Here is a 13,880-nt window from a genome sequence, read left to right as displayed (position 1 = left end):
AGAGTTACAGGAAAGGTCGGGTATCGCCTGACCCTTCGCGCACGATGGTCGGCGCGTCGCTGGTGAGATCGACCACCGTGGTCGGCTGCTGGCCCAGCGTGCCGCCGTCGATGATTAAATCGACCAGCTTGCCGATGCTGTGCTGGATCTCTTCCGGATCCGACTCGGTAAAGTCGTTGCCTGGCAGGATCAGCGAGGTCGACATCATCGGCTCGTTGAGCGCCTCCAGCAGCGCCAGCGCGATAGGGTTCGACGGCACGCGCAGGCCAATGGTTTTGCGCTTGTCGTTCATCAGGCGGCGCGGCACCACTTTGGTCGCTTTCAGAATAAAGGTGTAGCTGCCTGGCGTGTTGTTTTTCAGCAGGCGAAACGCGCTGTTGTCCACCTGCGAGTAGTTGGAGATTTCCGACAGGTCGCGGCACATCAGCGTGAAGTTGTGGTTACCGTCCAGCTGACGAATACGGCAGATGCGCTCCAGCGCGTTTTTCTCTTCCAGCCGACAGCCCAGCGCATAGCCGGAGTCGGTGGGATAGACGATCACGCCGCCCTTATTGAGGTAGTCGACGGCCTGAGAGACCAGGCGCGGCTGCGGATTGTCCGGGTGAATGTGAAACAGTTGACTCATAAAAAACCTCGTATCACCTGTCGGTGTCTGAGCCTGCGGGCGCCAGCGCCGGGAAACGTTCCCACACCGGCTCAACGCCGGCCGGCAGCCAGAGTTTGCGGCCCAGCTCAATCCACGGACAGGGTTGATGAAAATCGGAACCTTGTGATGCGGCCAGGCTGGCGTCGCGGGCGTACTGCGCCAGCTGCGTGCGCTCGTTCGGCGCCTGCTGACACTGCGCCACTTCCATCGCGTCGCCGCCCGCTTCGCGAAAATGCGCCACCAGGCGCTTCAGCCATTTTGCCGACAAACCGTAGCGGCCTGGGTGCGCCAGCACCGCGCAGCCGCCAGAATGATGAATGGCATCAATGGCTTGTTTAATTGTACACCATTGTGGCGGCACATAGCCGGTTTTGCCGCGCGCCAGATAGCTTTTAAACACCTGCGCCACCGTGTCGGCCTTGCCCTGTTCGATAAGAAAGCGGGCAAAGTGGCCGCGTGTGATCACGCCGCCATCCGCCAGCCGGGCGGCGCCTTCCAGCGCGCCAGGGATGCGCGCCTTCTCTAGCCGTTCGGCGATCAGCTCCGCGCGCGCCTGACGGCAGCGCGCCTGCTCCGCCAGAAAAGCAGTGATGGCCGGATGATCGATGTCGATGTTCAGCCCGACGATGTGGATCTCATGGTTTTCCCATAGCGTCGAGGCCTCTACGCCCGCCAGCACTTTCAGCGGCAAGGCCTGCTCCGCCACGGCGCGCTGCGCCGCCGCGACCCCCGCCACGCTGTCGTGATCGGTGATCGCCAGCACGCCGACGCGCATGGCGACGGCGCGCTGCACCAGCGCCTCCGGTGTCAGCAACCCGTCGGACGCGCGCGTGTGGCTGTGTAGATCGTAAAGCGGAAAACGGGCTATCTCGTTCAAAAAATACCTCTGCTGCATATTGGCGCGGCCAGCATGATAACGATTTTCGGCGCGGGTGAAAAAGCGTATTGACTTTTCCGCGCTGAACCCGTTAACTAGTACACAAGTTCACAACTAAACGGGTTCTCTCTCATGGCGACGATTTTGATGCTTTCTGCAGGCTGGTGGCGCGATGTTTCCCCTGACGGGCGACGTCGAGCACCTCATGCGTAACGCTGTGCAGAGACCCGAGCCCGCTTAAAGCGGGCTTTTTTTTAGGCGAATTTCAGAGAGACCACCATGCCAAATGCGAAACCTACAGTGAAGTTGATTACCGGCACCGCGCCCTACCGCGAAGATCCGGCCGCAGTGTTTCATCAGTTATGCGGCGCACGTCCGGCTACCCTGCTGCTCGAGTCGGCGGATATCGACAGCAAACGTAATCTGAAAAGCCTGCTGATCGTCGACAGCGCGCTGCGCGTCAGCGCCATGGGCGCCAGCGTCACGGTGCAGGCGCTGTCAGAGAATGGCCGCGCGCTGCTGCCGCTGCTCGACGCGGCGCTGCCCGCCAGCGTCACCATCGCGGCACGTCCCGACGGTCGCGAACTGACTTTTCCCGGCGCTGACGCCGTGCAGGATGAAGACTCCCGCCTGCAGGCGCTGTCGGTGTTCGACGCGCTGCGTCTGATCCCGCAGCTGGTCAACGCGCCGGCCGACGAACGCGAAGCGGTGCTGCTGGGCGGCCTGTTTGCCTATGACCTGGTGGCCGGTTTTGAGGATCTGCCAACGCTGGAGAATCAGCAGCGCTGCCCCGACTACTGCTTCTATCTGGCGGAGACGCTGCTGGTGCTCGACCACCAGACGCGCAGCGCGAAATTACAGGCGAGCCTCTTCTGCCCCTCCACCAGCGAATTCCAGCGCCTGCAAAGCCGTATCGAACAGCTGCACGGCCAGATGCTGCAGCCCGCGCCAGCGCTGCCGGTGCAGAAGGTCGAGCAGATGGCGCTGAGCGTCAGCCAGAGCGATGAAGACTACTGCGCCACCGTGCGCCAGATGCAGGAGGCGATCCGCATCGGCGAGATCTTCCAGGTGGTGCCGTCGCGCCGCTTCTCGCTGCCCTGCCCGTCGCCGCTGGCCGCCTATGAGACGCTGAAGAACAGCAACCCCAGCCCCTATATGTTCTTTATGCAGGATCAGGATTTCGCGCTGTTCGGCGCCTCGCCGGAAAGCTCGCTGAAATATGACGCCACCTCGCGTCAGATTGAGATCTACCCGATTGCCGGCACGCGCCCGCGCGGCCGCCACGCCGACGGCTCGCTGGACCGCGACCTCGACAGCCGCATCGAGCTGGAGATGCGCACCGATCACAAAGAGCTGGCCGAACACCTGATGCTGGTGGATTTGGCGCGCAACGATCTGGCGCGCATCTGCGTGCCGGGCAGCCGCTACGTCGCCGACCTGACCAAAGTCGACCGCTACTCCTTCGTGATGCATCTGGTGTCACGCGTGGTCGGCACGCTGCGCGAAGATCTCGACGTGCTGCACGCCTACCGCGCCTGCATGAATATGGGCACCCTGAGCGGCGCGCCGAAGGTGCGCGCCATGCAGCTGATCGCTGCGGCAGAAGGCACGCGACGCGGCAGCTACGGCGGCGCGGTTGGCTACTTTACCGCGCATGGCGATCTCGACACCTGCATCGTGATCCGCTCCGCCTGGGTAGAGGACGGCGTCGCCACGGTTCAGGCGGGCGCGGGCGTGGTACTCGACTCCAGCCCGCAGGCCGAAGCGGACGAAAGCCGCAACAAAGCGCGCGCCGTGCTGCGCGCCATCGCCACCGCCCATCACTGCAAGGAGATTTTCTGATGGCCGATATCCTGCTGCTCGATAACATCGACTCCTTTACCTATAACCTCGTTGATCAGCTGCGCGCCTTCGGCCACAACGTGGTGATCTATCGCAACAACGTGCCGGCCGCCCTGCTGGTAGAGCGTTTACAGCGCATGGAAAACCCAGTGCTGATGCTTTCGCCGGGCCCTGGCGCGCCGAGCGAGGCTGGCTGCATGCCGGCGCTGCTGCAAACCCTGCGCGGACAGCTGCCGATTATCGGCATCTGCCTCGGCCATCAGGCGATCGTCGAGGCCTATGGCGGCCACGTCGGCCAGGCGGGCGAGATCCTGCACGGCAAAGCCTCCGCCGTGGATCACGACGGCGAAGCGATGTTTGCCGGGCTGAGCAATCCGCTGCCGGTGGCGCGCTACCACTCGCTGGTGGGCAGCAACACGCCGGCGGAGCTGACCGTCAACGCCAGCTTCAACGGCATGGTGATGGCGGTGCGCCACGACGCCGATCGCGTCTGCGGCTTCCAGTTCCATCCTGAATCCATCCTGACCACTCAGGGCGCTCGTCTGCTGGAACAGACGCTGGCCTGGGCGCTGGCGCCATCACAGGGAGAATGATCATGCATGCCATTCTGGAAAAACTCTATCAGGCGCAGACGCTGACGCAGGGCGAGAGCCACCAGCTATTCAGCGCCATCATTACCGGCCAGCTGGAACCGACCCAGCTCGCCGCCGCGCTAATCGCCATGAAGGTGCGCGGCGAGTCGCCGCAGGAGATCGCGGGCGCCGCCTGCGCGCTGCTGGAGGACGCCAAACCCTTTCCGCGTCCCCACTACGCCTTTGCCGATATCGTCGGCACCGGCGGCGACGGCAGCAACAGCATTAATATCTCGACCGCCAGCGCCTTCGTCGCTGCCACCTGCGGGCTGAAAGTGGCAAAGCACGGCAACCGCAGCGTCTCCAGCAAGTCCGGCTCGTCCGATCTGCTGGCGGCGTTCGGCATCGATCTCGCGATGCCCGCTGACCAGGCGCGCGCGGCGCTGGACGATCTCAACGTCTGTTTCCTGTTCGCGCCGCAGTACCACACCGGTTTTCGCCATGCGATGCCGGTGCGCCAGCAGCTGAAAACCCGCACCCTGTTCAACGTGCTTGGCCCGCTGATCAACCCGGCGCGACCGCCGCTGGCGGTGATTGGCGTCTACAGCCCGGAGCTGGTGCTGCCGATCGCCCAGACGCTGAAGGTGCTGGGCTACCAGCGCGCCGCGGTGGTGCACGGCGGCGGCATGGACGAGGTGGCGCTGCACAGCGCTACTCATGTCGCCGAGCTGCGCGACGGGGAGATCACCCGCTATCAGCTCACGCCGGAGGACTTCGGCTTCGGCTTCCATCCCAAGGAGGCGCTGGCGGGCGGCACGCCGGAAGAAAACCGTGACATTCTGACACGTTTACTTCAGGGTAATGGCCAGCAGGCCCATGAGGAAGCGGTCGCCGTCAACGTGGCGATGTTGTTGAAAGTATTCGGTCATGAAGATTTGCGTGAAAACGCGCAGCGTGCGCTCCAGGCCATCCGCAGCGGACAAGCCTATGAGCGCGTTGTCGCTCTGGCAGCAAGAGGGTAACCATGCAAGGCACGATTCTAGAAAAAATTGTTCAGGACAAAGCGCAGTGGGTTGAGGCGCGCAAAGCGCAGCAGCCGCTCGCCACCTTTCAGGATGCGCTGCAGCCCGCCGGCCGCAGCTTCTATCATGCGCTGCAGGGCGCGCGCACCGTGTTTATCCTTGAGTGCAAAAAGGCGTCGCCCTCCAAAGGGCTGATCCGCGACGATTTCGATCCGGCGGCCATTGCCGGCATCTATCGCCACTACGCCTCTGCCGTGTCGGTGCTGACCGATGAAAAATATTTCCAGGGCAGCTTCGATTTTCTGCCGATCGTCAGCGCGGCGCTCACCCAGCCGGTGCTGTGCAAAGACTTTATTATCGACCCTTATCAAATTTATCTGGCGCGCCACTACCAGGCAGATGCCATTCTGCTGATGCTGTCGGTGCTGAACGATGAAGAGTATCGTCAGCTCGCCGCCGTGGCGCACAGCCTGAAGATGGGCGTGCTGACCGAGGTGAGCAACGAAGCGGAGCTGGAGCGCGCCATCGCGCTGGAAGCGAAGGTGGTCGGCATCAATAACCGCGATCTGCGCGATATGTCGATCGATCTCGACCGCACGCGCCAGCTGGCGCCGCGTCTGTCGCACGGCGTGACGGTGATCAGCGAATCGGGCATTCATAACTATGCGCAGGTGCGCGAGCTGAGCCACTTCGCCAACGGCTTTCTGATTGGTTCGGCGCTGATGGAAGAGCCGGATCTGGCGGGCGCGGTGCGCCGCGTGCTGCTGGGCGACAATAAAGTGTGCGGCCTGACGCGCGCCGATGACGCCCGCGCGGTCTATGAGGCGGGCGCTCTTTACGGCGGCCTGATTTTCGCCGAGGGTTCGCCGCGCCGCATCGATAGCGCTCAGGCACAGCAGGTGATGGCAGGCGCGCCGCTGCGCTACGTCGGGGTGTTCCGCAACGCCGCAATAAGTGACATTGTCACGCAAGCGAGCGCGCTTAAGCTGCACGCCATCCAGCTGCACGGCGACGAAGATCGCGCCTTTGTGGCCGAGCTGCGCGCCGCGCTGCCGGCCGAGGTTGCCATCTGGAAAGCGCTGAGCATTAAAAGCGCACTGCCGACGCGCGACTGGCCGCACGTTGACCGCTACGTGTTTGACAACGGCAACGGCGGCAGCGGCCAACGCTTCGACTGGTCGCTGCTGCAGGATCAGGATTTAAGCGACGTGCTGCTGGCCGGCGGCCTGGGCGCGGATAACTGCGTAGAAGCGGCGCGCCTTGGCTGCGCGGGCCTCGACTTCAACTCCGGCGTAGAAAGCGCGCCTGGCATCAAAGATGCCAGCAAAATCGCGGCGGTGTTCCGCACGCTGCGCGCCTACTGATTTGTCAGGTCCGCTGTGGCGGGCCCAAAAGGAAATGAAACCATGACACTACTGAATCCCTACTTTGGCGACTTTGGCGGTATGTACGTGCCGCAGATCCTGATGCCGGCGCTGCGCCAGCTGGAAGCCGCGTTTGTCGACGCGCAGAAAGATCCGGCGTTTCAGGCGGAATTTACCGACCTGCTGAAAAACTATGCGGGACGCCCGACGGCGCTGACGCTGTGCAGCAACCTGACAAAAGGCACCAAAACGCGCCTCTACCTGAAGCGTGAAGATCTGCTGCACGGCGGCGCGCATAAAACCAACCAGGTGCTGGGCCAGGCGCTGCTGGCGAAGCGTATGGGCAAAAACGAAATCATCGCCGAAACCGGCGCCGGCCAGCACGGCGTCGCCTCAGCGCTGGCGTGCGCGCTGCTCGGCATGAAGTGCCGCATCTATATGGGCGCGAAAGATGTCGAGCGCCAGTCGCCCAACGTCTTCCGTATGCGGCTGATGGGCGCCGAGGTGATCCCGGTGCACAGCGGCTCCGCCACGCTGAAAGATGCCTGTAACGAGGCATTGCGCGACTGGTCGGGCAGCTATGAGACCGCACACTATATGCTCGGCACCGCGGCGGGTCCGCACCCTTTCCCGACTATCGTGCGCGAGTTTCAGCGCATGATCGGCGAAGAGACCAAAGCGCAGATTCTGGAAAGAGAAGGACGCCTGCCGGATGCGGTTATCGCCTGTGTCGGCGGCGGCTCGAACGCTATCGGCATGTTTGCCGACTTTATCAATGATGAAAAGGTCGGTTTGATCGGCGTCGAACCGGCGGGTCACGGTATTGAAACTGGCGAGCACGGCGCGCCGCTCAAGCATGGTCGCGTCGGCATCTACTTCGGCATGAAGGCGCCGATGATGCAGACGGAAGAGGGACAGATCGAAGAGTCTTACTCTATTTCAGCGGGTCTCGACTTCCCGTCCGTGGGTCCGCAACACGCGCATCTCAACAGCATCGGCCGCGCCGAGTACGTGTCGATTACCGACAACGAAGCGCTGGCGGCGTTTAAAACGCTCTGTCGGGCGGAAGGCATCATTCCGGCGCTGGAGTCGTCGCACGCGCTGGCCCACGCGCTGAAGATGATCCACGACAATCCTGAAAAAGAGCAACTGCTGGTGGTCAACCTCTCCGGCCGCGGCGACAAAGACATCTTCACCGTTCACGATATTCTGACTGCGCAGGGAGAAATCTGATGGAGCGTTATCAACAGCTGTTCACGCGTTTACAGGCGAAGAAAGAAGGCGCTTTCGTGCCCTTCGTTACGCTGGGCGATCCCTCGCCGGAACTGTCGTTAAAGGTGATCGACGCGCTGGTCGCGGGCGGCGCCGACGCGCTGGAGCTGGGCATTCCCTTCTCCGATCCATTGGCGGACGGCCCGACCATCCAGAACGCCACCCTGCGCGCTTTTGCCGCCGGCACCACCACCGCGCAGTGCTTCGAGCTGCTCAGCAGCGTGCGTCAAAAATATCCCGATCTGCCCATTGGCCTGCTGATGTACGCCAACCTGGTATTTAGCAACGGCATCGACGCCTTCTACGCGCGCTGCGCCGAGGCGGGCGTCGACTCGGTGCTGGTGGCGGACGTGCCGGTCGAGGAGTCGGCGCCGTTCCGTCAGGCCGCGCTGCGCCACGGCATCGCGCCTATTTTTATCTGTCCGCCCAACGCCAGCGACGATCTGCTGCGCGAGATCGCCTCTCACGGCCGCGGCTACACCTATCTGCTGTCGCGCGCTGGCGTGACCGGCGCGGAAAATCGCGCCAGCAGCCTGCCGCTGCAGCATCTGATCGACAAGCTGCGCGAATATAATGCCGCGCCGCCGCTGCAGGGGTTCGGCATCTCAGAACCGGCGCAGGTTAAAGAGGCATTAGGCGCGGGCGCGGCGGGCGCGATCTCTGGCTCGGCGATCGTGAAGATCATCGAGCAGTACCATGCGCAGCCGGAAGAGATGCTGGCAAAGCTCACCGCCTTCGTCAGCAGTCTGAAAGCCGCCACCCGCTAAGCTTTTCATGCCCTGTCGCACGCCAGGGCATGATTTCTCACTCTTTTTTACATCCCGACGTTGCCGCTTTCGCTTTTCCCGCCCACACTTATTTTGCGCCGTTATGGTAACGGCGCATCTTGTTTGAGACAGGGAGAGAAGCAATGAAACTGTTTAAAGTCCTTGCAGGCGCGCTGGCCGCCGTTGTGGTCGCACTGACGCTGAGCGCCTGTGCGCCTACCGCGAAGCAGGAAGGCACCGGGGGTTATATCGACGATACGGTGATCACCACCAAAGTCAAAGCACAGCTGCTGAATGACGATGAACTCAAATCGCGTGAAATCAACGTCGAAACCTTTAAGGGCCGGGTGCAGCTAAGCGGCTTCGTCAGCTCGCCGCAGATGGCTAACCGCGCGGTAGAAGTAACGCGTACCGTGAAGGGCGTGAAGTCTGTTGTGAATAATATGCAAATTAAGTAACGCTAAAAGAAAAAAGGCCGCGAATGATTCGCGGCCTTTTTTTATCAGAAGCGGTAGCCCGCGCCGAAAAAGAAGACAAAGGGATCGATGCGCGTATCGATATTCTGCTGTTTTCCGCCCGCCTTAAATTTCACTTCCGTATCGATATCCATATACCAGAGCGAGGCGTTCAGCATCCAGTCGCGGTTAATCTGGTAGTCGAGCCCCACCTGGCCCGCCACGCCCCACGAATCTTTTACGCTGAGGTCGCTCAGGCCGGCATCACGCCCGGTTTGATTGAAATCGGCATCGTAAAAGGTGGTGTAGTTAATGCCGACGCCCACATAGGGACGCACCTTGCTCTGGCTGTCGAAGAAGTAATACTGCGCCATCAGCGTCGGCGGCAGTTGACGCACCGTCGCCAGCGTGCCGGTTGCCCCCAGCCCGACTTTATGGCGGAACGGCGTCGCCGCCAGCAGTTCAACGCCGACGTTATCGGTCGCCATCCAGGTAAAAGTCAGGCCGAGCTGGGTATTGTTGCTGACATCGAAGCCGCCCATGCCCAGCACGTTGTCGGAGCCTTCAGTGGGACGCACCGTTGCGCTGCCTGCACGCATAAAGAAATCGCCCGCCTGGTGCGCCAGCGCCAGCTGCGGTAAAGCCATAGCCAGAAGAAACGCGCATTTAGTCAGTTTCATAATCACTCCTTTGCACAAAAAAAATAGAGATAAATATGCTTGCTGGTTATGGGCAACGTTCTAGCGTGATTTGGCAAAAAAAGCATCCAAATCAACTGCCCTAAAGCGCTTATAAAACAAAGGATTGATTCAGATCAATTTAGGCACCGCTGACAGGCGCGAAATTCCTCTTGAAGAAATTTATCAGCGTGATTATTTTGATTTTTCCCCGTGTTGATTTTGGTTCGATGCCTCAGGAGTGGCGGGCGATCAAATGAGCGATAATTCCAACCTATGCATGACCTGCGGCGCCTGCTGCGCCCACTTCCGCGTCTCTTTTTACTGGGCGGAAGCCGATGACGCCGGCGGCGTGGTGCCGGCTGACCTGACCGAGCCGTTAAACCTGATGATGCGAGCGATGCGCGGCACCAACGCGCGCGAACCGCGCTGCGTGGCGCTACAGGGCGAGCCGGGCGGCTGCGTCTCCTGCGGCATCTATGCGCAGCGCCCGTCGCCCTGCCGCGAGTTCGCCATGTCGGGCGAAAATGGCGTTTATAATGAAGCCTGCGATCGCGCCCGCGCCCGGTATGGCCTGCCGCCTCTTTATCACCCTTCTGGCTTTATGGCAGAAAAACCGCATCAGCCCAGTGAAGGTGCCGGTTATATCAGCGACAATTAAATGCTTTACATGAAGCAGTAAAGGCTCTGTTTATGAAAGCAGAGCCTTTAAATAACAATGCTTCTCAATTGAGGATATATTACCGCCTTAACCTTACGCATGCCTGTTTACATAGCGAACCGCTCGCCTTACCTTAGTAAAATTCAATGCCTGCCTCTTTCTGATCTGCCGTTCGCAATATATTCGACGGACAGTCAATCTTACAAAAGGGATCCAGCCAAAAGGACAAGGAGATGTATGACAAAAATGGCCTTATTGATTACTTGCAAGCTAACAATATACTGGCATTAAAACTTGATCATGCTGTGACAGGCGTGGCAGGAAAAGTATCAAAGCAGATCGAAACAGTAGGGAAAGGTGTTACGCGTTTAGTTTACTACACATCCTGCTTCACCGATGAATATAACGATGTTTGCCAACAGCAAAAGAGAGAGGACATTCGATTCAGAGATGCTGCCTATAAAATAGCAAATCATATTGATGTAGTTTATGAGATGCTAAAACTATACTTTGAAGAAATACTCAGATATAAAACATCGAATCAACTAGAATACATCAAGCAATCTCTAATGGCGGTAAATGTCCATATCGCCGCCAGTTCGCTTACCAGCGCTGGCTTTTATTTGGCTGTAGCCAGTGCTGTGCGAATTGGTTTAAACCTTAGTCTGGCGTTAAGCGCGCTCGCAGGTAGATGGGGCGTTCGAGGTATGGCGACTATCGGGATTTATGGTGTTGTACAACAGGCTGCGGAAAGTGCTCATCGTCTGCAAATACAATTCCCTGCCTATTACGCTGCACTCTATGCGCAAGAACTTGAGATGCTCTATTTTCTCATTGAACCCGTTTTCAAAAAGGCAGGTGCCATCGAGGCACAATGGGCCTCAGAGCACGACATTTCGGGTATTATCAGCAGGATGATACAATAGGATATGTTGGATTATATTAAGCGTTTCCTACGGTGGCAAGGACGAATCTTTTTCTCGACATATGGCCCGGCAGTGCTAACCCTTTTTTTTGCTTTGCTGCAGGCGCATTTCTTTCCCGGCAGTCCAGTATGGCCGATAGGTCTTTTCTTTATAGTCATAATGATTATCTTTAGTCGTTACGTGAAGTAATGAATAGTCAATAAATATTTGAATCAATATCTATTAATAAGGACGTGACATGTCAACACCCGCACATCTATGGCTTGAAGATGAAAACGGCTCACCGATTGTTGGCGGTTGTTTAATGCCGCTACGTATTGGATCTGTCGAATTAAAATCTTTCTCGCACGGCGTCACTATACCGGTTGATCCCTCCTGGGGGAAACTGACGGGCACCCGCGTTCACCGGCCTGTCACCATCGTTAAAGAGTTCGATAAAACCACGCCACTGCTTTACCGAGCGGTGTGTGAAGGTCGCACCCTGAAAAAAGCCACCATCAGGATGTATCATATTCTGGAATCGGGCATTGAGGCAGAATATTTTAATATCATTTTAGAAAACGTCAAAATCACCACGGTTTCGCCCTACCTCTCCCCAACAGGCCTCAGCAGCACACATTTAGAGACGCTGGAACTGCGCTATGCAGCGATCACATGGAAATATGTGGAAGGAAATATCATCTATCGCGATACGTGGAACGACCGCGCCACTGCATAGTAAAGTTTAAGAGCAGCGTGATGAATGACAAAGAGGGTCTTATTGATAACTTGCCGGCGTATAAATTAGCCGCGCCAGAAGCGTTATGCACCTGCGCATGATGTTCACAATGCAATGAAGTCTGTGCCCATGCCCGTTACGCCCTACCGCCCCTTTTTCATCCTTCTTTACCTTCCATGACAGAAAGTTATCGCGCGGCGGGTGCCAGCGCCGGGCCAGACCATGTACAATCGCCGGGTTAATTAACCCGGTTCCACCAAGGAGTGTACATGTCTATCACGGCGAGCTCGTTATACCGTGACACAGGAAATTTCTTCCGCCACCAGCTGCTGACCATTGTGCTGATGTCGTTACTGACGGCGTTTATCACGGTTATTCTGGTGCACGCGTTTACCCCGGGCGGCGAGCAGCTGGCCCAGCTTCAGCAGGGGGACACCAGCGCCTCCTCGCTGTTTGAACTGGTGCAGAACATGTCGCCGGAGCAGCAGCGCATTCTGCTGCGCGCCTCGGCAGCCGGCACCTTCTCCGCGCTGATCGGCAATACGCTGCTGCTGGGCGGCATGCTCTGCCTGATCCCGATGGTCTCTGACGGACAACGCGTCAGCGCGCTGCGCGCCATTGGCGCCTCCGCCCCGCTGCTGCCGAAGCTGCTGCTGCAGACCTTCCTGATTACCCTGGTGGTCCAGCTGGGCTTTATGGTGCTGATGGTGCCGGGCGTGATGCTGGCGATCCTGCTGTCGCTTTCGCCGGTGATCCTCGCCAGCGAAAAAAGCGGCATTTTTGCCGCGATGCGCGCCAGCTGCCGTCTGGCATGGAAAAACCTGCGCCTGATCGCGCCAGCGATCGTGCTCTGGCTGCTGGCGAAGATGGCGCTGCTGTTCGCCTCATCCTCGCTGAGCGCGCTGCCGGACAACGCGCTGGCAATCGGCGTGACCGCCATCGGCAACCTGATTTCCGCGCTGCTGATTATCTATCTTTTCCGGCTTTATATGCTGGCCCGTTAAGCCCGTCGCGCCTGCGGGCGCGGCTTTTACCCTGTCTGAACTGGAATGCCTATGAAGCAGTTACTCGATTTCCTTCCTTTAGTGGTCTTCTTTATTTTTTACAAGCTCTACGACATCTTTGTCGCCTCCGGCGCGCTGATCGTCGCCACTGGCCTGGCGCTGGTGGTGAGCTGGGTGCTCTATCGCAAGCTGGAGAAGATGACCATCGTCACCTTCGTGCTGGTGGCGGTGTTCGGCACCCTGACGCTGGTTTTCCATAACGATGAATTTATCAAATGGAAGGTCACGGTGATCTACAGCCTGTTCGCGCTGGCGCTGCTCTACAGTCAGTTCTTTATGGCGCAGCCGCTGATCAAAAGCCTGCTGGGCAAAGAGATCCAGCTGCCGGAAACCAGCTGGCGTCGCCTCAATGTCGCCTGGGCGCTGTTCTTCCTCGCCTGCGGCCTGGCGAATATCTACGTGGCGTTTTGGTTGCCCGAAGCCTTTTGGGTTAACTTTAAGGTGTTTGGTCTGACCGCACTGACCCTGCTGTTTACCCTGATTAGCGGCGTCTACATCTGGCGACAGATGCCACAACAAGAAGAAAAATAATATTCCGCCCTGACCGGGCATTGCTGGCGCAGCGCGCCTTCACCTGCAGAAGAAGTGGAGCGATGGACGAAAAACATAAGTTGCCGCAAGGCGAAATGGTGTTGCGTACCCTGGCGATGCCGGCGGACACTAACGCCAATGGCGATATTTTCGGCGGCTGGCTGATGTCGCAGATGGACATGGGCGGCGCGATCCTGGCGAAAGAGATTGCCGAAGGTCGCGTGGTGACGGTGCGCGTTGACGGTATGTCGTTTCTTAAGCCGGTGGCGGTGGGCGACGTGGTGAGCTGCCATGCGCGCTGCATACGCACCGGGACCAGTTCGATGACCATCAACGTCGAAGTGTGGATCAAAAAAGTCTCATCTGAACCGATTGGACAAACCTACTGCGCCACCGAGGCGGTGTTTATCTATGTCGCGGTGGATAATCAAGGCAAGTCGCGGCCGCTGCCGCCGGGGCGAGCCAATATCGCGCCGGATGAGTAAT

At 59.0% G+C, this 13,880-nt stretch carries 14 protein-coding genes and 2 pseudogenes; 13 read left to right on the top strand and 3 right to left on the bottom strand.

The window, feature by feature from the left end:
* Nucleotides 1-4 precede the first annotated feature (4 nt).
* Both MC269_RS08355 and MC269_RS08350 read right to left on the bottom strand, forming a co-directional pair.
* Nucleotides 5-625, bottom strand: coding sequence for an L-threonylcarbamoyladenylate synthase (locus MC269_RS08355; RefSeq protein WP_081138085.1), 621 nt, complete (start codon nucleotides 623-625; stop codon nucleotides 5-7).
* A 13-nt stretch (nucleotides 626-638) separates the two neighbouring features.
* Complete coding sequence (locus tag MC269_RS08350; RefSeq protein ID WP_239954817.1) at nucleotides 639-1,541, bottom strand: PHP domain-containing protein; 903 nt, start codon at nucleotides 1,539-1,541, stop codon at nucleotides 639-641.
* A 261-nt stretch (nucleotides 1,542-1,802) separates the two neighbouring features.
* Between MC269_RS08350 and MC269_RS08345 the strand changes: the two genes are divergently transcribed.
* The 6 genes and pseudogenes from MC269_RS08345 to MC269_RS08320 all read left to right on the top strand — a co-directional run bounded on the left by MC269_RS08345 (nucleotide 1,803) and on the right by MC269_RS08320 (nucleotide 8,820).
* Entirely contained in the window at nucleotides 1,803-3,365 is a 1,563-nt protein-coding gene (locus MC269_RS08345) for an anthranilate synthase component 1 (protein ID WP_081138081.1), read from the top strand.
* Nucleotides 3,365-4,959, top strand: a pseudogene (trpD, locus tag MC269_RS08340) (bifunctional anthranilate synthase glutamate amidotransferase component TrpG/anthranilate phosphoribosyltransferase TrpD). The gene MC269_RS08345 and the pseudogene trpD overlap by 1 nt, the downstream one beginning before the upstream one ends.
* A gap of 2 nt (nucleotides 4,960-4,961) precedes the next feature.
* The gene (trpCF, locus tag MC269_RS08335; RefSeq protein WP_239954813.1) at nucleotides 4,962-6,323 is read left to right on the top strand and encodes a bifunctional indole-3-glycerol-phosphate synthase TrpC/phosphoribosylanthranilate isomerase TrpF; all 1,362 of its coding nucleotides are present in this window, start codon (nucleotides 4,962-4,964) and stop codon (nucleotides 6,321-6,323) included.
* A gap of 42 nt (nucleotides 6,324-6,365) precedes the next feature.
* A complete protein-coding gene (gene trpB, locus MC269_RS08330) occupies nucleotides 6,366-7,556 on the top strand; it encodes a tryptophan synthase subunit beta (protein ID WP_081138072.1) in 1,191 nt (396 codons plus the stop codon).
* Entirely contained in the window at nucleotides 7,556-8,362 is an 807-nt protein-coding gene (gene trpA / locus MC269_RS08325) for a tryptophan synthase subunit alpha (RefSeq protein WP_239954811.1), read from the top strand. The genes trpB and trpA overlap by 1 nt, the downstream gene beginning before the upstream one ends.
* Before the next feature lie 143 nt (nucleotides 8,363-8,505).
* Nucleotides 8,506-8,820 (top strand): BON domain-containing protein, encoded by a 315-nt coding sequence (locus MC269_RS08320; RefSeq protein WP_081138067.1) that lies wholly within the window; start codon nucleotides 8,506-8,508, stop codon nucleotides 8,818-8,820.
* A 44-nt stretch (nucleotides 8,821-8,864) separates the two neighbouring features.
* On the opposite strand, the gene ompW is transcribed toward MC269_RS08320, so the two are convergent.
* Entirely contained in the window at nucleotides 8,865-9,497 is a 633-nt protein-coding gene (gene ompW / locus MC269_RS08315; RefSeq protein WP_239954810.1) for an outer membrane protein OmpW, read from the bottom strand.
* A 253-nt stretch (nucleotides 9,498-9,750) separates the two neighbouring features.
* Between ompW and MC269_RS08310 the strand changes: the two genes are divergently transcribed.
* The 7 genes and pseudogenes from MC269_RS08310 (at nucleotide 9,751) to yciA (ending at nucleotide 13,879) form a co-directional block, all read left to right on the top strand.
* Nucleotides 9,751-10,155, top strand: coding sequence for a YkgJ family cysteine cluster protein (locus MC269_RS08310; RefSeq protein ID WP_239954809.1), 405 nt, complete (start codon nucleotides 9,751-9,753; stop codon nucleotides 10,153-10,155).
* A gap of 233 nt (nucleotides 10,156-10,388) precedes the next feature.
* Nucleotides 10,389-11,081 carry a hypothetical protein gene (locus MC269_RS08305; protein ID WP_239954808.1) on the top strand — a complete coding sequence of 231 codons (693 nt, stop codon included), beginning with the start codon at nucleotides 10,389-10,391 and terminating at the stop codon, nucleotides 11,079-11,081.
* Between the two features lie 238 nt (nucleotides 11,082-11,319).
* Complete coding sequence (locus tag MC269_RS08300; RefSeq protein WP_239954807.1) at nucleotides 11,320-11,799, top strand: type VI secretion system tube protein TssD; 480 nt, start codon at nucleotides 11,320-11,322, stop codon at nucleotides 11,797-11,799.
* A gap of 113 nt (nucleotides 11,800-11,912) precedes the next feature.
* A pseudogene (locus MC269_RS08295) lies at nucleotides 11,913-12,041 on the top strand (YkgJ family cysteine cluster protein); the annotation flags it as partial.
* Between the two features lie 27 nt (nucleotides 12,042-12,068).
* Nucleotides 12,069-12,803 carry a YciC family protein gene (locus MC269_RS08290; RefSeq protein WP_239954805.1) on the top strand — a complete coding sequence of 245 codons (735 nt, stop codon included), beginning with the start codon at nucleotides 12,069-12,071 and terminating at the stop codon, nucleotides 12,801-12,803.
* 51 nt (nucleotides 12,804-12,854) lie between these two features.
* The gene (locus tag MC269_RS08285) at nucleotides 12,855-13,394 is read left to right on the top strand and encodes a septation protein A (protein WP_239954803.1); all 540 of its coding nucleotides are present in this window, start codon (nucleotides 12,855-12,857) and stop codon (nucleotides 13,392-13,394) included.
* Between the two features lie 62 nt (nucleotides 13,395-13,456).
* Nucleotides 13,457-13,879 carry an acyl-CoA thioester hydrolase YciA gene (yciA, locus tag MC269_RS08280; RefSeq protein ID WP_081138049.1) on the top strand — a complete coding sequence of 141 codons (423 nt, stop codon included), beginning with the start codon at nucleotides 13,457-13,459 and terminating at the stop codon, nucleotides 13,877-13,879.
* Nucleotide 13,880: the final 1 nt, after the last annotated feature.

The organism is Pantoea sp. Z09, from assembly GCF_022394795.1.
GTDB classification, from domain to species: Bacteria; Pseudomonadota; Gammaproteobacteria; order Enterobacterales; family Enterobacteriaceae; genus Pantoea; species Pantoea latae.
This window is presented reverse-complemented; position numbering and strand designations above follow the sequence as displayed.